Here is a 19,348-nt window from a genome sequence, read left to right on the forward strand (position 1 = left end):
AGTAGAAAAGCTTTAAGAAATAAAACGGCGCCTTGTGCGCCGTTTTTTTAGACTTATATTCGCTATGTTTTTGCCATTGTAATGCTTGCTCACCTTTTCCTAAAATTCGACCTAAAACCCTAAAGGAAACTCCCGCAACACATTGTGAATTTGTGACAAGGTTTCATCTGACAAGGTGATATCAAAAGCCTCGATGTTTTCAGCTAACTGAGAAGATGTTGTTGCACCTATTATAGTTGAAGTCACACCGGGAACTTGTTTACACCATGCCAGTGCCAATTGAGAAGGTGTTATCCCCAAATGGCGGGCAATTTCCATGTATTTTATTGTCGCATGATGAGCTGGTGCTTTATCTCTAAATAGACCATTTCTTTGGATCAGCGTCCAACGACTACCTTGTGGTCGCGCCCCCTCGAGATACTTACCACTGAGGATACCCGTTGCCAGCGGTGACCATGGTAAATAAGCGATATTTTCTAATTCACACATTTCGATTAGATAAGGCCAGTCTTTTGCATGCACCAAACTAAATTCATTTTGTATGGATACCGGTGGCGGTACGTTCATTTCTTTACACAATGTAAGAAAGGTATGGATGCCCCAAGGGGTGTCATCAGACAGCCCCCAATGCCGTATTTTGCCTTCTTCTATTGCCCGCTTAATACCTAGTAGAATATCGCGCATCCCGTCTACCGATTTCTCTCTATCAGTTTTAGTAGGATCTGCACCGTCTGGCCAGTGCTTTCCAAAATGGGGAGTAACGCGATTGGGCCAATGTAACTGGTATACATCAATGTAATCGGTCTGTAATCGCTCGAGGGAGTATGTGAGAGCGTTAGCAATCGCTTCTGCTGTGATTGGCCCCCCATTGCGAATATACTTCAAACCAGCACCGGCAATTTTGGTCATTAACACGATATCTGAACGTTTCTGTTGATTGCGAGAGAGCCAGTTGCCAATAATGCGTTCAGTATCACCATAGGTATCAACATTAGGTGGTATCGGGTACATTTCTGCGGTATCAATAAAGTTTACCCCCTTATCGAGGGCATAACCGATTTGCTCGTCTGCATCTCGCTGAGTATTCTGAATACCCCATGTCATAGTGCCCAAGCACACTTCAGAGACTTCCAGACCACTGGTTCCCAGATGATTGAATTTCATTATGATTTGCCTTTTTTACAATCAGCAAGTTAATTGCTGCATCAATCCCTTCTCCTGCCGAATTTGGTAGGCTTAGTCGTCTTCACCACCCTGTGTACACTTCATCCGCTTCTTCTTATTTTTTACGGTTTCACAAAGCGGTAATCTTTGAGACTAAAAAATTAGATGTGTACGAGGCCGACGCAAGCGACTACCTTCTAATGCAAGAGAATATAAAAGTACATTTACGTTAGCAAAATCCCATGAAAAAGTCGCAGTTGTCCTGATTAATTAGTGATTAATTAAGGCAAATTGAATCAAATAAGCGCTCGTACCATTCAGTGTCACCCTCGATAGCAAATTAAAGAGCCTTGGCTTTGAAGCAAAGCATCATAAATAAATGTGGAATGTCATAGTTATCTAAAAAATAGTTTTACACCTGAATGCCAAGATGGCGGTTCACTTCGGGCTTCGCAGGCTTAACTGCCACACAGACCTGATCGCCGTAGTAATTATTGTTGTAGTTACACTCTATGTGGCAAGGCGCAGACACGTTACCAGCAGCGTTGTTACGTGAAGAAATTGATAGTTTTTTAAATAGTTGACTCATAGTGAACTCCTTGTTGAATAGCTTCATTATGGCGTGCTTCACTGCGTATAGAAATCAATATTAATCGATTTATGTGATTGAATCTCCTGATTTCAATCTTATGAAGTTGTTAATTGATATTAATTTCTACAGCGATTTGCGTGCTATCCAAGCTTTCCCCCCTTCTAGTTGAAACAAAATCACACAGCAAACAGCAATACTCAATGGGCGATTTGATAGTGACAATCTCTGTCATACGGTCAAAGTAATGGCTTAAAAAATAGCTATAGGTAAGGGTATAGAAGTACAGGCATAAGACGGACCTAATTTGAAAAATAGATGGTGTTGGGCCGTGTAGGAGATGCATTTTTATCGCGAGCGAATATATCGCGGGCATAAAAAAAGCGCACCTAAGTGCGCTTTTTTGGAACTTGTGTTACTAAGTCTAGATTAGTCTAGGATCTTAGATACAACACCAGCACCTACTGTACGACCACCTTCACGGATTGCGAAACGTAGACCTTCGTCCATCGCAATCGGAGCAATTAGCTCAACTTTGAATTTAAGGTTGTCACCAGGCATTACCATTTCTACGCCTTCAGGAAGCTCTACTGCACCAGTTACGTCTGTTGTACGGAAGTAGAACTGTGGACGGTAGCCTTTGAAGAATGGAGTATGACGACCACCTTCATCTTTAGACAATACGTATACTTCTGCTTCGAAGTTTGTGTGAGGAGTGATTGAACCAGGCTTAGCTAGTACTTGACCACGCTCAACTTCGTCACGCTTAGTACCACGTAGAAGAACACCAACGTTCTCACCCGCGCGGCCTTCGTCAAGAAGCTTACGGAACATCTCAACACCAGTACAAGTAGTCTTAGTAGTGTCTTTGATACCTACGATTTCTACTTCTTCACCAACTTTAACGATACCTTGCTCTACACGACCTGTTACAACTGTACCACGGCCTGAGATTGAGAATACGTCTTCGATTGGAAGAATGAACGGCTTGTCGATTGCACGCTCTGGCTCTGGGATGTATGAATCTAGGGCTTCACCTAGCTCAACAATCTTCTTCTCCCACTCTGCGTCGCCTTCAAGCGCCTTAAGAGCAGAACCCTGGATAACTGGTAGGTCATCACCTGGGAAGTCATATTCGTTTAGAAGTTCACGAACTTCCATTTCTACTAGCTCTAGAAGCTCTTCATCGTCAACCATGTCACACTTGTTCATGAATACGATGATGTAAGGTACACCAACCTGACGACCAAGTAGGATGTGCTCACGAGTCTGTGGCATAGGACCATCAGTCGCAGCTACTACTAGGATTGCGCCGTCCATCTGTGCAGCACCAGTGATCATGTTTTTAACGTAATCAGCGTGTCCTGGGCAGTCTACGTGCGCGTAGTGGCGAGTAGGTGTGTCATATTCTACGTGTGAAGTAGAGATGGTGATACCACGTGCTTTTTCTTCAGGCGCGTTATCGATTTGATCGAATGCCTGAGCTGAACCACCGTATGTCTTTGCAAGAACAGTAGTGATTGCTGCAGTTAGGGTAGTTTTACCGTGGTCAACGTGGCCGATTGTACCCACGTTTACGTGGGGTTTCGTACGTTCAAACTTTTCTTTTGCCATTTCTCTTATCCCAGCAAAGTTACATTAAAAAATTTTTTGAATTTAACAACATGAGCTGGGGAGAAATAAAACTGGTGCTGATAGGCAGATTTGAACTGCCGACCTCACCCTTACCAAGGGTGCGCTCTACCAACTGAGCTATATCAGCACTGATTTGGAGCGGGCAGCGGGAATCGAACCCGCATCATCAGCTTGGAAGGCTGAGGTAATAGCCATTATACGATGCCCGCAAATCCTAATTCTCTGGCCACCTCATAAGAAAGTGGTGGAGGGGGCAGGATTCGAACCTGCGAAGGCTGAGCCGGCAGATTTACAGTCTGCTCCCGTTGACCGCTTGGGTACCCCTCCAGATTGATGGTGCCGACTGCCGGAATCGAACTGGCGACCTACTGATTACAAGTCAGTTGCTCTACCAACTGAGCTAAGTCGGCACTACATCAAGTGGGTGCGCATTCTAGAGTAATGTTTTACTCGTTGCAAGTGTCTTTTTGAAAATTTTTCAATTTTCTTTTTGACCAATTTCTCAACCAATCAAAAACTTACGTCGACGTTTACTGTAGCAGTTCACTTCGAGCGTAGCGGGCAAGACCCTGCATCACTAAATGAGCGAGGCGCATATTATCAGCGGATTTTAAGAATGCAAACACTTTTTTGTCTCCTCCCCCTAAAATCACGTCAAAATCGGTTTGTTTGCTTGATATGTAATCAACCGCGCTCAAATAAACACCATATACGGCAGCATGACACCCTGATGCCACACAATCTTCGGTATCATTCCCGACCCCAAAGGTGGTTGGAATTTCATCATTTGCGTATACTTTTTGTGTTGATGCCACCAATGCATTTCGCATCACTTGAAATCCTGGCACTATCCAACCGCCTAAATGTTGACCACTTACCACAAAATCTACCGTAATTGCCGTACCCACATCCATCACAAAAAATGCATTTTTTGCTTTTTCTGCCGCGCCAATCATTGCAAGCCAGCGATCAACGCCCATTTTTTGAACATTGTCGTAACTATTTTTAATTCCAAATGCTTCTTTTTCAGTGTGCTTCTCTACAAAAATAATATTTCGTTCGTTACACATGGTGGAAATTTCACCAACCATTTCCTGATTTCTTACCGAGGCAATGTATAAATGGGAAATTTTTTTCTGAGAATCAATAAAATTGAAAAGCGAACGGGCATCTTCGCATGCATTAGGCTCTTCTTCGGCATGACTGAGAAGGGAATATTTAACGCGGGTGTTACCAATATCAACTAAAATGACTTGGCTTTCGTTGAGATTCTTCATAGTTTTTTGTGTTGTCAGCGGGTTTATCTACAAATACCAATTAACGGCAAATATGTGCGACAAGGGAAAAAGTAAACAATCAGTTCCCTCTAAGGCTCACTTCACCGCCGTGGAATCGGGTAATGCCATCTTGTGTTTCTACTAATAGTGCCCCACTTGCATCCACCCCTCTATCTATACCCGAAAAGCGCTTTTCGCCCATTTGCAAAACAATGCGTTTATCGGCGTAAAGATCTAACGCTTCCCAATGAGGAACAAATGGTCCAAACCCTTGTTGTGTAAACTTAGGTAAATAAGACCACAGTGATCTTATTATTTCTGCACCTAACGCATTGCGGTCGGGTACTGTTCCTAAATAAGAGGCCAAATCACTATGCGGTTGTCCCACATCGTATTGATTATCGGGCACACAAACATTTATCCCTATACCAATTACGCAATGTGCGGTCGCACCTATTTGCCCTTCTACTTCTATTAATACGCCAGCCAACTTCTTACCTTGAAGATAAATATCATTTGGCCATTTCAATTCCGCATCTTCAACACCAAACTCTTTTAATGCATCGCAAACCGCTAAGCCCACCAATAAAGACAGGCCAGCCATACTTTGATAACCATCAGGAAATGACCAATACATAGAAAACGTCAGGCTACCACCGACTGGTGCCAACCACGAACGTCCGTGACGACCTCGACCAGCAGTCTGAATTTCGGCAAAGATCACATCACCGTTCTCAAGATCTTCGCGACTATTGGCAATGCGTTTTTTCATTTCGGTATTGGTAGAGGGTAACACCGATTCCACTTCGACCATTGCTCGTTTGGTATTCCCTAAATGCTTTTTGATACTTTCTGCGCTTAACATTGGAAACCCTCGCTCCAATCGATACCCTTTACCCTTAACTTTAAATACGTCCAGCCCCCAATCTGCCAATTGGGATATGTGGCCTGCCACGGCGGTGCGGGATAACCCGACTTGCTGGGCGATGGTTTCTCCAGAGTGAAATTGACCATCCGATAGTAAGGCAAGTATATGCTTTCTTATTGCTTTAGATGCTTGTCTCATAGTGTTATGAGTCCTGTTTTACCCACAAGTCGTACTTCCGCCTCAAGTGAAATACCAAATTTTTGTTTCACACTGGACACGATGTCCCGCGCCATAGCCAAAACGTCCGCCCCCGAAGCGCCGCCAATATTGGTCAGTACCAGTGGTTGCGTGGGATGGCATCTTACGCCATTTAGTGTTTTTCCCTTAAAACCGGCTTGATCAATTAGCCATGCTGCTGGAATTTTAACTCTTTCGTCTCGCCCTTCTCTATCATCAGTAACCATAAAGTGAGGGACTGAGGCGTAATTTTCAGATATGGCATCAAACTGTGCTTGATCGATCACCGGATTTTTAAAAAAACTGCCCGCGTTACCCAATTGTGCTGGATCGGGTAATTTACTTTGCCGCACTTCAATGACTTTGTGATATATCTTTTCAGGTGTTGGCTCATCAAGTTGCGCAAGCTCACCATAGCTGGTTTCCAGTTCATACGCTTTGGGTAGCGTAAAGTTGACGTGGGTTATCAGCACTTTACCGGCAAGGTCATGCTTGAAGATACTGTCCCGATAACCGAACTGACAGTCGACATTGTTAAGGAGCACCTGCTCACCAGTTTCTAGTAGAACACATTCCACGCTGTCGATGAATTTCTCAACTTCACACCCATACGCCCCGATATTCTGAATGGGACATGCGCCTACGGAACCAGGAATAAGTGCCAGGTTTTCCATTCCATACCACTTATTTTGTAAGCACAAAGTGACGAGTTCATGCCAATTCTCTCCGGCACCAACGCGAAGGTGATGATTTTGTGGCGTGTCGTAGTGAGTTATGCCCATGATCTTGTTGACCAGAATACTCCCTTCAAAATCTTCAATAAAGATAGAGTTACTGCCCCCACCCAAGAGGTAAGTAAGCTTTTTGGCGTCGTAAAGCGATAAAAATGAAGCAACATCAGTAAATGACGTAATGGCAGCACAGGAAACATCTATTTTAAATGTGCTATAGCATTGTAATGACGACATAGTTTTACACGAGAAACTAAGAATTCGCTCAATGGTAGATTAACGTGCCAACAATTTAAAGCGAAACCCCTAACCAACATATAATAGTTGCATTTATTTCGGCTAGGCAGCAGAACCAATATTTGTACAAGTCTGTGTATGTTGTAGCCTCCACCTTTTTAACGCACTATTTTCATGGCTGTTCAACGTGCCTCCCGTCGCTTTTTGTTAAATAAAATGTGCCATATAAAAAAGGGCGAAGCTATTACGCTTCGCCCTTTTTTAAAATTTACGAAAATAACCTTAGTTACTCTTCTAGCTTTTCAAGTAGTTCCTTTCTATTAGCCCTGATTTCATCAGAAATAGATTCAACTTCATTCGCATTATCTAAAATATAAGGGATGATCATGACCATGAGTTCGGTTCTGTCATTGGTCAAATTATCGCCTTTAAACAGATTACCAATAAGCGGAAGTTTACTTATAACCGGTACGCCGTTTTCCCCATCAGTATTGTTTGAACTGATTAATCCACCAAATACTACACCTGCGCCGTCGCGCAACGTCAGCGTAGTTTCTATTTTTCGCGTTGATATAATGGGCGAGTCGATACCACTTGAGGTATTGGTCTGCGCATCACTTAACTCCTGACTCAATTCAATTTCAACAAACCCTGTGGCATGTACTATTGGTTTAATGTTAAGTAATACGCCAGTTTCCTGGTATACCACACTTTGAATAATATTGGCGTCAGAGCTTACTGTACTTTGGACATTGGTCGACACAATAGGAACGCGACGACCCACTTCTATATTGGCCTCTTTACCACTTTTTACCATTACTCGAGGCCGCGAGCGAACTGTTGTTTTAGTATTGTTATATAGAAAGTTTAATACGCCATTAACCGTATCTGCAGTATTAAATGTAAGCTGTAACCCCGATGTATTAAACTGCGACGAAAAGCCTCCGGTCAAATTTCTAGCATTCGAGTGAAGCCAGCTGATCGCCGAGGTTTCAGTTTCAGACAACACCACTTCGGCCAATACAATTTCAACTAAGACCGATGGCGAGGGCTTATCAAGCTGTTTAATCATCTCTAGCATATTAAGCCAGCTTTTAGCACTTCCGCTAAACAAGATTTGGTTTAGCTGCTCATCTACCGCAAGGCGACCTTCTGCAAGTGGGTTATCACTGCTACTATTCTGTGACGTTTTTGATTGAGTTGAGCTTGATTGGCGTTCATTGCGTTCGCTGTTGGAGCTCATCACACCATTTGCCATACCCAGGTTAGACAGCAAACTAACAATATACTCGGCTTGCGTATTTTGGGCGCGATACACAAATAGGCCATTCTGCACTTCATTTTGGCGGCGTTGCTCAAGTTTTTCAGACCACTCTACTAGGTAATGCATAACCTCTTTAGAATTAGCAAAAACCACCAGTTGCCCAGCTGCATCGAGGGGCAATAGCTTGATTACGCTGTTTTGCCCACCTTGCTGCATAAAGAAGCCTTCCGCCTGTAATACCTGCTCCAAGCTTGCCGCAAGTTCAGACGGTTTACTCACAGAGGGTGTAATAATTTGAGACTGTTTATCTGCTAGGGAAGGCCTATCCAACAATCGAATGACTTCAATGGCGTCTTTAACTTTGTGGCTACTCCCTTTCAGAATAAGTGCATTACGCGTAGGGTCGTTAGTCACTTCAAGATCTTTACCGGTAAACAATTCACGTAGAATACCATTGACACTTAATGACTGTGTCGATGTCATGGTATAGACAAAGAATACCGGGCGATTTCCAGGCGGCACCTCAGGTAAGGCAACACCGCTCATAATAAGTGGGGTTTCTTCGAAGCTGGACGACTGGGCATAGTCGAAAATAAGGGCATTGTCTTCAATATAATACGACACCCCATACTGTCTTAAGGTATTACTTGCCAGAATAAACAGGTCTCGTTGACTCATTTTCTGACTTAAACGCAATGTGACTAAATCTGATGCCGCTTCAATCGATGGATTAATAACAAAATTAAGCCCTAACTGATTGCCGTAAATTTCGTTGATAAAAGCAGGAATAGGCAAATCGCTGTAGGTTTGTTTACCAACAAAATCTGATGACAGTGCCGGTATGACAAGTTCACGGGCTTCTTCGTACTCTTCTTGTGACACTAATTTAGGCGCCACTGACACTTTGATATTCGGCTTGTCAGCACGCGAAGATGAGTCGGTGCTTCCTACCGGCGACACTGGTTCATTCTGCTTTATAGAAGGGCTAGTTAACGGCTCGTTAAAGCTGTCTTCATTTTCTTGTGAAAGCTTATACGCGGGCCCCCGAAACGAGGCACAACTTTGCAGCAAAGACAACACGAGTGCTAATGACAATACTTGCAGTCGAGGAGATATGGACGTCCTTGCGCCACTCGGTAATCTATCTACCTTCATTAATCTAATACACCTTACTTTAATAGTATGAGTTTATTGAAACATCATTTGCGTATGTTTTTCAAAAGTCTGAGTATGTGTCCAAACAACATTATCATCATTGATGATTTCAATTACCCAATTATCTAACCAGCCTTCATTAAGACCTATAGTACGCGGCTTTGATTCATCGGGAACCAATATGACCACACTGGGAGAACCGGTATTCACAATACCCAGTAATTTACCATCAGCGATAGTTAGCTCTGGGGCACTTTCTATTGTGTCAGGATTTTCCTCGACGACAGGCGCATAATTCGGTACTGCCATCAGGGTCGCCTTCCAGTCACTGTCGATTGTTTTTTTCACTGAAAAATTCATTGACCTAGCGTCTTTACTATTCCCCGCACTTGTATGGGGCAGGTAGGACAAGACTGTTGCTATGATTAAGAGCAGAGCGAAGCCACCAGCATACCAACAAACCCTATTCATTGCTTTGATTTCCTGTAAAGGTAATCGCCTACAATGGACACCGCATTGGATGCATTAGGCTTAAATTGAAATGATACTAATCGAAAACTGTCTGCATTTTCGTCAAATACACTAAGTAGCCCAATAAACTGTGACTCATCCAACCGGCCAGCCGTTTCAATACGCACTTGAAAAAACACTTCATCACCGCGTTGCAATCGCTCGACCCCGATCAGGTTAGTTCTCGGTTTATTCACAATGTGGCCGATTCTCATGTCATTGACACTCAATGCTTGTGCTTCAGCGACACCAGATGAAGACACAACAGGAATACTAGTTAAGGCTGCTTTATATTCTGCTAACAATGTTTGCCTAGCGTCCTCTGTCAGAACATTATCACCCGCCGATTCTAATCTCGCCAACAGATTGGCTTGCCGCTGAACCTCAAACGCGTCCTCACTCACAATATCTATCATTTTTTTAGACAGCGAAAGTGCGAGAATAATGAGGCACGCCAATAATAACCACTGTAGTCGACGGTTATCGTTAAGCTCTCTCACTAACTGACTATCTTTGAGAAAATGCATTTTCATTAAACGTTACTTCTAAAACCCAGGTGTTTTCTCTGGCGTGTGGTCGCACGGCCGCTTTATTGATAAGTGCATTATTTTCCAACACTTGCACTAGAGACGCAATGTCAATATCACTTGAGGTTAATTCGGTAACCAAGGTATTCGACTGCCATTCGATGGAAGCGGCGTTCCATACCGTCTGCTCAGAGACACTTTTTACCACTTCCCCCACCACTACCTGCAAAGGTAAAAAGCGGTGACGCCATTGATTGATCTGCTCTAGGACATCCGCCTTGCTTTGTAGTTCAACCTGTTGGGTTAACACATCTCCCATTGCCAGTTCAGACGCCGCTATCTCATCTTCTAACGCAGAAACACTGGCAAAAATAGTGGCTTTGGCTACCACAAACCAAACAAATACTGTGGCTAATATAAGGCCTATTGCGCTTGCCCAGTATTTTGGAGAAGTAAGTAAAGCGTCAATCTGGCGTTCAATTGCCCAAGGGTTAGTCTGAGTGTTAAGCGTAACATCGCAAGCGCTCTTTGAATCTACAATATAACATTGAGACAATACGCCGTGCGTCCATACCTGCTTATAGTTATGCACCTGCCCTTTGACGATATAGCTTCCGTCGCTCAATCGGTTCTGAGCCCGAGTTTCAGGCACGCCGTCAAATTTTCCAGCGCATGCCCAAATGGCTACACCAGAATCACATAGGTAGTACTGTACTTCGCCATTTTCATAGGGAGATAATGCTTTTGCCTGGATCCTTGCCCAGTCTTCCCGTACCTGTTTTGACAGTGACTTCGGATATGCTTTAAAGGTATAAAATGAGAAAGTCTTACCATCCACATTCATAGCTTGTTTAAAAAAGCGCTTATCCAGCCTATCCAGCAAGTTCTGCATTTGAATTGACAAGCTTTTTGTATTCAACGTTGATACCATGTAACCTTTCGCTAATTGATCGCTAGCTAACACTTATTCCTCTAATATAACAAGTTTATGTCGCTGTGTAATGGTAAGTTATTTTGATATTACTGTTAGCTATGACGCAGCTAAAGAGATAGAGAACAAACTGTAATGATTGCCCCTGAAGCGCTTGATGATCTGGTTCTTGCACAGCTATGTGCCACGAATGAGATAGATGACAAACAAGTATCACAATTAGCCCTTGCCGCAGAAGAGCTTAACGCGACTAAAATAGACGCCTTGATCAGAATGGGGTGGTTGGGGGACGATAGACTCTTTAGCATCATTGCCGAAGTACTCGATTGGCCCTTGATTGAGAAGGTACACCAATGCCCCGATGTACAGGCAATTTTAACCAGTGTAGAACAAAGTGGCCTTAATACCGATTGGTGTATTAATCAAAAAGTGTTCCCAGCAACTGTGGATGGTATAACAACTATCTTTACCGATCGCCCCTATCATCTATCGGCTATTCAAGCCGTACTCTTCGCATTAGGTGATAATGAAAAAGCCTTTGCTCTGCTCACCCCAGCCATGGCATCTACCATTGAAGATAACGTAACCCGAGAGCGAGCCGTCTCTGAATTATTCGGCACAACCACAGATATCGCCACCTTGGCTGAAGAAGCGCCAGTTATCAATTTAGTCAATAACATTGTCGAACGCGCCATTTTTGCTGAAGCGTCAGACATTCACGTTGAACAAGGTGCCTCTAAAATGACCGTGCGTTTTCGCGTAGACGGTCGCCTAGTAGAATTTATGCAGCAACCGGCTTCCCGCTTTGCCGCTATTGCCTCTCGAATAAAGCTTATTTCTGACTTAGACATTGCTGAGCGAAGACTGCCACAAGATGGCAGGTTTAGTACCCGTGCGGGTAAGCTAGAATATGATGTGAGGGTGTCTACCGCTCCCGATGTCCACGGCGAATCCATCGTGATGCGTTTATTACCGAAAAGCCGAGACGAACTCTCACTGAATTTACTGGGTTTAGAACCTGATCATTTAGCCCTAATTAAAGAGTGGAGTAAGCTAAGTCACGGTATTGTGTTAGTAACCGGTCCAACCGGCTCGGGTAAATCTACTACCTTGTATGCACTGCTGTCAGAACTGAAAACCGGTGAAGAAAAAATTGTTACTGTAGAAGATCCTGTTGAGTACCAACTCGAAGGGATCACTCAGGTGCAAGCGAGGGAAGACATTGGCTATACGTTTGCTAAAGCACTGAGAACCTTTTTACGTCAGGATCCAGATATCATCATGGTAGGTGAAATAAGGGACAAGGAAACCGCCGATATTGCGGTGCAGTCTTCATTAACGGGCCACTTGGTATTGTCGACCCTGCATACTAATGACGCGTGTTCGGTGTTTCCCCGACTCGCCGACATCGGTGTAGAGCCCTATTTAACAGCGGCTACAATTCAGGGTGTTCAGGCGCAACGCTTGGTTCGAAAACTGTGTTCCAAATGTTCCGTTGACGCTGAAGCCCCCGCCTTTTTAGTGCAAGACAAAAATTTTTCCAACACCCTTTCTAGCGTCGACGTACCGCAATGGAAGCAACCTGTGGGCTGTAACCATTGTCACGGCAAAGGTTACAAAGGTCGAATAGGGATATACGAGCTAATTCCGGTTACGAATGAGATCAGAAGCTTGATCGCCGCTAACGGTGATGTGAGTGCATTGAGGAAGAAAGCGCGTCAAGCAGGCTTTCGTTCGTTAATGGAAGATGGCTTAATTAAAGCGGCGAAAGGTATTACTACCGTCGATGAGATTTTGCGTGTCTGCGCACTTGAAGAGAATGAATAATGAAGTTTGACTATGAGGGAATTGACGCTTCGACCTCAGTTAAGGCTAAAGGCGAGATAGAAGCCGTCAGTGAATTTGAAGCGCTTCGCGAACTAGACAAGCGCAATATTGAAGTGTTTAAGCTGGAAGCGCACATCGCCAAGCGAGGGCCGAGAAAGAAAGTACGCGCCCCCGATTTAGTCTTGCCTCTACAAGAATTAGCCACCTTGGCCGAATCTGGAGTAGTACTGGTCGAAGCGGTGAATGCACTGGCACAAAATAAAGAACATGACGGTTTGGCTGAAGGCTTTAGAGAAATCACCAATAAAATAGAAAGTGGTGAAAGCTTTTCTTCGGCTATTGCCAAAAGCAAAATGCCGTTCCCCGACTATGTACAGTTTTTAGTTAAGGCGGGGGAAGCGAGCGGGCAACTGGCTCAGGCTTTACGCAATGCCTCAGAGCAACTCAATTACGAACAGTCGATTAAAAATGATATGCGCAGTGCACTAACCTACCCCATCGTACTGGTAGCATCGGGGATCGGCGCTATGCTCATTATTTTCTTTGCCGTGGTTCCCCAATTTTCACACTTGCTCAACGAAAATAAAGAATTGCCCACATTGGCCTGGTTAGTACTAAGTGCAGGTAAGCATGCCAACGAGAATCCGCTGCCAATATTTGGTGCTCTACTGGCTGCTATTGCTTTTTTAGCAAGTGTTTTTGCCAATAAAGCCGTTAGGGCGAAGTTACTCAATAGCGCCATTAACCTTCCTGTAGTGGGCCCGTGGTTAGCCGAACAAGATGCCGCTAAATGGGCCTCGCTGTGTGGTGCCATGTTGTCTGCTCGCGTCAGTTTAGTCACTGCGTTAAAATTATCTTCCGAATCCATTGGTTTTGATCAGCGTAGGGCTCGTGCCCAAACACTGGTGAAAGATGTGGAGTCCGGCGAGTCTTTCTCAAAGGCGCTCTCGCGAGCAAACCTATTACCTAACACGTCAATGAACTTAATTGCCGTAGGAGACAAAACCGGTCAGCTAGACAAAATGATGCTATCCGTAGCAAAATTGCACGACGAAGCATGCAAACGAAAAATGAAGCAAGTTATGACATTAATCGAACCAATCGCCATTTTAATAGTCGGTGTCATTATTGGTGTCATGATTATGGGCGTTGTTATGGCCATTACTGCATCAACAGATATTGCAATTTAAATAGAGGTAGATATGAAGAAAAATCGCGGCTTTACCATGATCGAGTTATTGGTTGTGTTGGTCATTTTAGGCTTATTAGCGGGTATTGTAGGGCCTCAGTTTTTTGGCAAGGTCGACTCGTCGCGAGTGCGCACAGCAGAAACGCAAATAAAAATGTTGAAAATGGCGCTTCAAACGTATCGCTTAGATGTGGGCAGATACCCAGGTGCTTTAGAAGAGCTGCGCAGTAAACCGGCTAACAATACGTTTTGGGACGGCCCATACTTAGATGAAAGCGTACCATTAGATCCGTGGAACAATGCATATGTTTACGAAGTGAATAGCGACGCTGAAAATGGCTTTTACCTTTATTCTTTAGGTGCCGATTTAAAAGCTGGCGGCACAGACCTGAATGCTGACATTGGTTATGTTCCATCACAAAACTAATGGCTTTACCCTTATCGAATTGCTGGTCACGCTAGTGATTATTGCATTATCGGTAAGTCTTGTTGGGCCCAATATTTTTAATTGGTTAGCAAGCAGGCAGGCGGCATCATTAAAAAATGAGGTCGCCAGTGCCATTGCTGTGTTGCCGCTTAAAGCCAACCGAAGCGCAACAGCTATGGTCATAGACGACAAAAACCAATTGCAATTGCCTGAAGAAATACACATTGCTTTTACCCGCCCTATTCGGGTATTAGCCAATGGCTATTGTGAGGGCGACAAAATTCAGATAATGGTTAACGACAGGCGCTTTACATATCGAGTGCGCCCCCCACTTTGCGAATTAGAAGCGATAACCGAGGCATGAAAACGAACGGGTTCACGCTCATTGAAACACTGGTTGCACTTATTATTTTAACCGGGGCCTTTGCCGTAGTTTGGAACTGGTTTGGTACATCCACTATCGCCACCAATAAAATAGAACGCGCAATTAAAGTCAATGCGGTATTTGATAGTGTGATGGAACGCCTTGCTTTAGAACCGTTAGCGAATAAGCGCAGCGGACACTACGATATTGATGATTACCAGGTGCGTTGGCAAGCCACTGTTGATCGCACCTCTACAGAAGAACCCTTTCGCCGGCAGCCCAAATGGGTAGCAACACTTTTTAATATTCAAATAAGCATTGCGTTTGAAGGGCAAAGCGTGGCAGAACTTAATACAAAATATTACGCACAATGGCCCGATTCGGATGCTAATGCGCTCTCCTTTGATGACTTTTTAAGTAACTAACTATGAGACAGCTTGGTTTCACGCTCATCGAAGTACTGGTTGTACTTGTCATCATGTCATTGACCACTACCTTGCTGGTAACTGGCTTGTCTACAACCTGGGCAAATTTTGACAAACTTACCGCTAAGAATTTACGTGCCACTTCGTCCAATATGCCACAGCAATGGTTTAACCAAAGCTATAAAGGGGCGGTAATGTTTCATCCCTACGAACCCAACTTCGTCGGTACTCCTCAAAAATTCTCACATGTCACTACCACAGCACCTTCAGCCGAACACTCAACACCGCAAAATATTACGTGGCAGCTGACTAACTGCACAAGCACTGTATGTGACTTACAATTTAGCATTAACGAAGCAGAGCCTATTACTATTGCCGCCCTTTCGCGTACCTATCAGTTTTACTATCTAATTAACGGAGAATGGCAAGAAGGATTTCAACCTGACAATGCGGTTATTCCAGCGGCCATTAAATTAAGTGCCAACAACAAGGACTGGACTTTGGTAACAGCAGGCCGCCCGGTCAACGCAGATATACCTGCGGAACTGCCACCTTTTGGCAAGTACGAGTTTTAATTGTGCATGGGGTGCGGGAGTAAATAGTAATATGAAGAACAACCAACAAGGCGCAGCGCTGATTACAGTAATAATAGTGGTGCTATTACTTTCTCTGCTTATTACTAGTGCGCAAAAGTTGCTGAATAACCGTATCGACATAGCATCGGACTCAAAACAACAACTACTCGATAAAGCACGGGTACAGTCTACGCTCGCTGAGCTAAGCTATTTAATTGCCACGCAACGGTTAACCCCAGCAGGGATCGCCACCGGCCAACACCCCGACGGCCTGATGCGTATTGATGAAAACTGGGCCAGTATACTCACCCACGATGAGATTCGGGTAGACGGTGAGTATATTAAAGCACAAGCGCAATCGTCCTCCCCCCTTGAGTATGCCATTCAGGCGGAAAATGGTTTGTTACCAATTAATGATGCAAGTCACTACTGGCTAAAGCAATGGCTAGTAAAACGCGGCTTGTCTGACTTTGACGCCAACAAATACAGTAATTTACTGCATGACTACGCCGATGAAGACGATTGGGCCTTGCCTTCGGGGGCAGAAAACCTCACCTACCGTCACGCCAATTTGCCGCCCCCCAGTAATTTTTTATTACAAAGTTGTGGAGAGCTGCTAAACGTAATGGAATGGCCAGAACTGCTTGATGACAACCCCTATTTACTGGATAACTGCAGTTTATTAAGAGTGCCCACGCTTAACGTAAACGCTGTGCCTGTGTCGTTATGGCGTGTACTGTGGCCTGATAGCGCTGACACTATCGCCCAACAACGCCAACAAGGCCATTGGCTGTATAGTGACAGCCATGTTATAGGGGTAGAGCCAAGTGTATCATCTGGCTACTATAGCTTTTATGCCAGCGGTTACTTTACTGTAGAAGCGCGCACACCTTTCTATAGCAAAACCCTGCGTGTTAAACGCCAACAGAGGGAACTTCCTCCCATTGAAGTGCGCCATTAGAATACGTAGTTCGGAGTTAAATTAAATACTTCCCTCATACATTTTTATTGATTTATTTACATGGGTATGAAAAATTTAACCTAGGTAATAAAGATTTCATTGTATTTATTTCACAAAATACGTTAGCCTCTTACCTTGTTCTAAATGCCAAAAAGGCAATAAGAGCAGGTGTAATTACCTTAAAAATCGACAGAAACAGCAATAACTGGTGTAAATGTCGGAATAACCACAATAAAAAGTTGATCACAACACATCTGTGTTGTAGCTTATTGGGGGAAGCCTAGAAAGTAACTTCCGAAGGAAAAAACGGCTGTTCTTTTTATGGCGCTCATAAACTAATAAATAGTTACTCTTGCAGGAGTTTTACATGTTAAACAAAAAAACATTAGCAGTTGCAATTGCTGCTTCTATCTCAACTGGTGCATTTGCTGTACAAGACATCAGCGACAAAGATACTAAAGCTATTAAAGTGGCTTCTGAGTTACAGTCTACTTCAGCTACCACCACTACTGTTGTTAACGCAGCTAATAAACTTGACGTATCATCTGTTGTTGGCTTTGGCTTCGCAACAGGCACTACTCGTTACATCAGCTTCACACTTGAGAATGCCAAGTTCGCAGGTGCAGTTAATGCTCTAACTCTAACTGATACAGATACGTCTGGTGCAGTTTTGACAGCAACTAAGCTTGACGGCGGTGTCGCTGATGCATCACGCGTTATTTACGAAGTGACTGTAGGAACTGCTGCTGCAGCTGCAGATGACGTATTCACTCTTGATATGGGTAACATAAAGGTAACTAATGGTAAGAGCGTAAACGCTACTTATGCCATTTACGAAACCCTAACTAACGCAGCAAGCGGAACTGGCGCCCTTAAATCTTTCACTGGCCCAGTTAGCACTTTTGCAAGCGCTACTGTTAAGTCACCAATTGCTAAAGACAGCACAACTCTTAAGCCAACCGCTACTGTAGGTTCTGAGTTTACTGAGTTTGACAATGCTCAAGACACTAAAGCAATCATCGGTAAAGTTGACACAACTGGCACAGTTGACACAACTGTTATCGCGCCTGATGACGGCTTAGCTGTTGACCCTACTGACATCTTTGCTCCTGCAGCGCGCACTGTAACGCTAACAGGTGACCTATCATTTGTTGACGATTCATTCTTGTCAGTAAATGCTGACTGTTCGACTGATGATGTTCAACTAGTTGAAAGCGAAGATAAGACTAAAGCAGTTTCTGCTACTAATGATCTTACTATGTCTACAACGGCTAACTACGTATGTTTGACTGTTGACGGTAAAACTGAAATCGTTAAAGGTGGTTACTCGCTTACCCTAACTAACGGCACAAACACCCTTTCTGGTGCGTTGTCTAACGTAGTGTACGATACGCTTTCTGTTGAAGTACCTTACCTAACAACGTTCAGCGGCTACAACCAGCGCCTGTTCATTGTTAACAAGAGCTCACTTCCAGCAAACTACTCTTTCTCTTTCACGTCAGAAACTGGTGTGACTGCTGCTAAAGGTACTGCTGCTGAAGGTACAGTTCCTGCTAAGTCAATGCTTGCTATTAAAGCAACTGACATTGTTACACTAACTGGTAAGACACGTACTTCTGCAGTTCTTGAACTAGAAGCAGAAGATGCATCTATCAAAGTAACATCTCAAACCGTTAACCTAGCTGACGGTACTACTGACACAGTTATCTACAACTAAGACAACTGGTTAGACCCTATTAAAACCCCCGCCTAGCGGGGGTTTTTTATTTTTCAGCGTTTTTTTAAATTCAACTTTTTACTAGCGGTAAGCCGTGCAGGCCACCTGCTGAAAAAAAGCAAAGCGCGTTCTGCACACATTGTTAATTTCACAACTCTTAATACACTTAATTTCTCATTAACATGCACCTTGCCAGTCATGGTAACTTTTAATATTATTTCGGCACACATACACCTTGGACAGTTACAGATTTTATGAAATTAATGGCCGCCCCCTTATTGGTTTTAACGTTAGCGTCTGCCCTTTCTTTTGCTAATAGCGCAAGTGATAATGGCTCTACCGGCAAAGCCATAACCTTTTCAGGTTTTGAATGCGCAGACGAGGTGAACGCTGCGTTACCATTACTCGGTCGGGGTAATGACTTCCCCCATTTTGTGTTTCGCGACATAGAAAGCTCGCTTCAGCGCCAAAGTAGATTGGCTAAATTGGTTGAAGCACACTGCACTAGTGATGCTAAACAAACGTTTTACACCAAGACTGTGATGGTTGATGAACAAGAACAAGAGGTGCTATCTCAACTAGAGGTAGTAATTCCAATGAAAGTCGTTGTGGTCGATGGTGCGCAAACCACTGCGCTAGATATCGAGCAGATATACTTGACTACCAATTTAGAGACAATTGACAGCAGAAAAACGGTGCAGACTTTTAACGTTTTGTCACAACAAATACAAGAGTAAC

The 19,348-nt window shown here is 43.9% G+C and carries 19 protein-coding genes and 4 tRNA genes; 9 read left to right on the forward strand and 14 right to left on the reverse strand.

The features are described 5' to 3' along the window. Positions 1 to 111: 111 nt before the first annotated feature. The 14 genes from ACMCM8_RS13910 to ACMCM8_RS13975 form a co-directional block, all read right to left on the reverse strand. Positions 112 to 1,164 (reverse strand): aldo/keto reductase, encoded by a 1,053-nt coding sequence (locus ACMCM8_RS13910; RefSeq protein WP_412723206.1) that lies wholly within the window; start codon positions 1,162 to 1,164, stop codon positions 112 to 114. A gap of 412 nt (positions 1,165 to 1,576) precedes the next feature. Then, on the reverse strand, positions 1,577 to 1,753 hold the full coding sequence (locus tag ACMCM8_RS13915; protein ID WP_412723207.1) for a hypothetical protein: 177 nt from the start codon (positions 1,751 to 1,753) through the stop codon (positions 1,577 to 1,579). 429 nt (positions 1,754 to 2,182) lie between these two features. Continuing rightward, positions 2,183 to 3,367, reverse strand: coding sequence for an elongation factor Tu (tuf, locus tag ACMCM8_RS13920; RefSeq protein ID WP_412723208.1), 1,185 nt, complete (start codon positions 3,365 to 3,367; stop codon positions 2,183 to 2,185). A 72-nt stretch (positions 3,368 to 3,439) separates the two neighbouring features. Then, positions 3,440 to 3,515 (reverse strand) — tRNA-Thr (locus ACMCM8_RS13925). Between the two features lie 7 nt (positions 3,516 to 3,522). Continuing rightward, positions 3,523 to 3,597: transfer RNA gene (locus ACMCM8_RS13930), tRNA-Gly, on the reverse strand. Positions 3,598 to 3,630: 33 nt separating this feature from the next. Beyond that, a tRNA-Tyr gene (locus ACMCM8_RS13935) sits at positions 3,631 to 3,715 on the reverse strand. Between the two features lie 7 nt (positions 3,716 to 3,722). Beyond that, positions 3,723 to 3,798: transfer RNA gene (locus ACMCM8_RS13940), tRNA-Thr, on the reverse strand. A gap of 120 nt (positions 3,799 to 3,918) precedes the next feature. Further along, a complete protein-coding gene (locus ACMCM8_RS13945; protein WP_412723209.1) occupies positions 3,919 to 4,665 on the reverse strand; it encodes a type III pantothenate kinase in 747 nt (248 codons plus the stop codon). A gap of 79 nt (positions 4,666 to 4,744) precedes the next feature. Continuing rightward, entirely contained in the window at positions 4,745 to 5,731 is a 987-nt protein-coding gene (gene birA / locus ACMCM8_RS13950; protein WP_412723210.1) for a bifunctional biotin--[acetyl-CoA-carboxylase] ligase/biotin operon repressor BirA, read from the reverse strand. Further along, a complete protein-coding gene (gene murB, locus ACMCM8_RS13955) occupies positions 5,728 to 6,738 on the reverse strand; it encodes a UDP-N-acetylmuramate dehydrogenase (RefSeq protein ID WP_412723211.1) in 1,011 nt (336 codons plus the stop codon). Before murB ends, birA begins: the two co-directional genes overlap by 4 nt. A 286-nt stretch (positions 6,739 to 7,024) precedes the next feature. Continuing rightward, positions 7,025 to 9,157 (reverse strand): secretin N-terminal domain-containing protein, encoded by a 2,133-nt coding sequence (locus tag ACMCM8_RS13960; protein WP_412723212.1) that lies wholly within the window; start codon positions 9,155 to 9,157, stop codon positions 7,025 to 7,027. Positions 9,158 to 9,190: 33 nt separating this feature from the next. Continuing rightward, complete coding sequence (locus ACMCM8_RS13965; RefSeq protein ID WP_412723213.1) at positions 9,191 to 9,505, reverse strand: hypothetical protein; 315 nt, start codon at positions 9,503 to 9,505, stop codon at positions 9,191 to 9,193. Positions 9,506 to 9,624: 119 nt separating this feature from the next. Further along, entirely contained in the window at positions 9,625 to 10,200 is a 576-nt protein-coding gene (locus tag ACMCM8_RS13970; RefSeq protein ID WP_412723214.1) for a hypothetical protein, read from the reverse strand. Continuing rightward, complete coding sequence (locus tag ACMCM8_RS13975; RefSeq protein ID WP_412723215.1) at positions 10,175 to 11,158, reverse strand: hypothetical protein; 984 nt, start codon at positions 11,156 to 11,158, stop codon at positions 10,175 to 10,177. Before ACMCM8_RS13975 ends, ACMCM8_RS13970 begins: the two co-directional genes overlap by 26 nt. 102 nt (positions 11,159 to 11,260) lie before the next feature. Between ACMCM8_RS13975 and ACMCM8_RS13980 the strand changes: the two genes are divergently transcribed. The 9 genes from ACMCM8_RS13980 to ACMCM8_RS14020 all read left to right on the forward strand — a co-directional run bounded on the left by ACMCM8_RS13980 (position 11,261) and on the right by ACMCM8_RS14020 (position 19,347). Next, a complete protein-coding gene (locus tag ACMCM8_RS13980; protein WP_412723216.1) occupies positions 11,261 to 12,952 on the forward strand; it encodes a GspE/PulE family protein in 1,692 nt (563 codons plus the stop codon). Then, positions 12,952 to 14,142: a type II secretion system F family protein gene (locus tag ACMCM8_RS13985; protein ID WP_412723217.1), complete on the forward strand. Its 1,191-nt coding sequence runs from the start codon at positions 12,952 to 12,954 to the stop codon at positions 14,140 to 14,142. The genes ACMCM8_RS13980 and ACMCM8_RS13985 overlap by 1 nt, the downstream gene beginning before the upstream one ends. A gap of 12 nt (positions 14,143 to 14,154) precedes the next feature. After that, entirely contained in the window at positions 14,155 to 14,568 is a 414-nt protein-coding gene (gene gspG, locus ACMCM8_RS13990; protein WP_412723218.1) for a type II secretion system major pseudopilin GspG, read from the forward strand. Further along, a complete protein-coding gene (locus tag ACMCM8_RS13995) occupies positions 14,549 to 14,932 on the forward strand; it encodes a pilus assembly FimT family protein (RefSeq protein WP_412723219.1) in 384 nt (127 codons plus the stop codon). The genes gspG and ACMCM8_RS13995 overlap by 20 nt, the downstream gene beginning before the upstream one ends. Further along, the gene (locus ACMCM8_RS14000) at positions 14,929 to 15,357 is read left to right on the forward strand and encodes a prepilin-type N-terminal cleavage/methylation domain-containing protein (protein ID WP_412723220.1); all 429 of its coding nucleotides are present in this window, start codon (positions 14,929 to 14,931) and stop codon (positions 15,355 to 15,357) included. Before ACMCM8_RS13995 ends, ACMCM8_RS14000 begins: the two co-directional genes overlap by 4 nt. A gap of 2 nt (positions 15,358 to 15,359) precedes the next feature. Then, positions 15,360 to 15,932 carry a type II secretion system protein gene (locus ACMCM8_RS14005; RefSeq protein ID WP_412723221.1) on the forward strand — a complete coding sequence of 191 codons (573 nt, stop codon included), beginning with the start codon at positions 15,360 to 15,362 and terminating at the stop codon, positions 15,930 to 15,932. A 31-nt stretch (positions 15,933 to 15,963) separates the two neighbouring features. Further along, positions 15,964 to 16,893 carry a hypothetical protein gene (locus ACMCM8_RS14010; protein WP_412723222.1) on the forward strand — a complete coding sequence of 310 codons (930 nt, stop codon included), beginning with the start codon at positions 15,964 to 15,966 and terminating at the stop codon, positions 16,891 to 16,893. Between the two features lie 367 nt (positions 16,894 to 17,260). Continuing rightward, positions 17,261 to 18,610, forward strand: coding sequence for a hypothetical protein (locus ACMCM8_RS14015; RefSeq protein ID WP_412723223.1), 1,350 nt, complete (start codon positions 17,261 to 17,263; stop codon positions 18,608 to 18,610). Positions 18,611 to 18,864: 254 nt separating this feature from the next. Beyond that, on the forward strand, positions 18,865 to 19,347 hold the full coding sequence (locus ACMCM8_RS14020) for a hypothetical protein (protein WP_412723224.1): 483 nt from the start codon (positions 18,865 to 18,867) through the stop codon (positions 19,345 to 19,347). Position 19,348: the final 1 nt, after the last annotated feature.

The organism is Alteromonas sp. D210916BOD_24, assembly GCF_047159385.1.
Taxonomy (GTDB): domain Bacteria; phylum Pseudomonadota; class Gammaproteobacteria; order Enterobacterales; family Alteromonadaceae; genus Alteromonas.

What these genes read in the sequence shown, in the direction of transcription:
- ACMCM8_RS13910 (WP_412723206.1), bottom strand. Translation starts at nt 1,164, where the DNA reads ATGAAATTCAATCATCTGGGAACCAGTGGTCTGGAAGTCTCTGAAGTG.
- ACMCM8_RS13915 (WP_412723207.1), bottom strand. Translation starts at nt 1,753, where the DNA reads ATGAGTCAACTATTTAAAAAACTATCAATTTCTTCACGTAACAACGCT.
- tuf (WP_412723208.1), bottom strand. Translation starts at nt 3,367, where the DNA reads ATGGCAAAAGAAAAGTTTGAACGTACGAAACCCCACGTAAACGTGGGT.
- ACMCM8_RS13945 (WP_412723209.1), bottom strand. Translation starts at nt 4,665, where the DNA reads ATGAAGAATCTCAACGAAAGCCAAGTCATTTTAGTTGATATTGGTAAC.
- birA (WP_412723210.1), bottom strand. Translation starts at nt 5,731, where the DNA reads ATGAGACAAGCATCTAAAGCAATAAGAAAGCATATACTTGCCTTACTA.
- murB (WP_412723211.1), bottom strand. Translation starts at nt 6,738, where the DNA reads ATGTCGTCATTACAATGCTATAGCACATTTAAAATAGATGTTTCCTGT.
- ACMCM8_RS13960 (WP_412723212.1), bottom strand. Translation starts at nt 9,157, where the DNA reads ATGAAGGTAGATAGATTACCGAGTGGCGCAAGGACGTCCATATCTCCT.
- ACMCM8_RS13970 (WP_412723214.1), bottom strand. Translation starts at nt 10,200, where the DNA reads ATGAAAATGCATTTTCTCAAAGATAGTCAGTTAGTGAGAGAGCTTAAC.
- ACMCM8_RS13980 (WP_412723216.1), top strand. Translation starts at nt 11,261, where the DNA reads ATGATTGCCCCTGAAGCGCTTGATGATCTGGTTCTTGCACAGCTATGT.
- ACMCM8_RS13985 (WP_412723217.1), top strand. Translation starts at nt 12,952, where the DNA reads ATGAAGTTTGACTATGAGGGAATTGACGCTTCGACCTCAGTTAAGGCT.
- gspG (WP_412723218.1), top strand. Translation starts at nt 14,155, where the DNA reads ATGAAGAAAAATCGCGGCTTTACCATGATCGAGTTATTGGTTGTGTTG.
- ACMCM8_RS13995 (WP_412723219.1), top strand. Translation starts at nt 14,549, where the DNA reads ATGTTCCATCACAAAACTAATGGCTTTACCCTTATCGAATTGCTGGTC.
- ACMCM8_RS14000 (WP_412723220.1), top strand. Translation starts at nt 14,929, where the DNA reads ATGAAAACGAACGGGTTCACGCTCATTGAAACACTGGTTGCACTTATT.
- ACMCM8_RS14005 (WP_412723221.1), top strand. Translation starts at nt 15,360, where the DNA reads ATGAGACAGCTTGGTTTCACGCTCATCGAAGTACTGGTTGTACTTGTC.
- ACMCM8_RS14010 (WP_412723222.1), top strand. Translation starts at nt 15,964, where the DNA reads ATGAAGAACAACCAACAAGGCGCAGCGCTGATTACAGTAATAATAGTG.
- ACMCM8_RS14015 (WP_412723223.1), top strand. Translation starts at nt 17,261, where the DNA reads ATGTTAAACAAAAAAACATTAGCAGTTGCAATTGCTGCTTCTATCTCA.
- ACMCM8_RS14020 (WP_412723224.1), top strand. Translation starts at nt 18,865, where the DNA reads ATGAAATTAATGGCCGCCCCCTTATTGGTTTTAACGTTAGCGTCTGCC.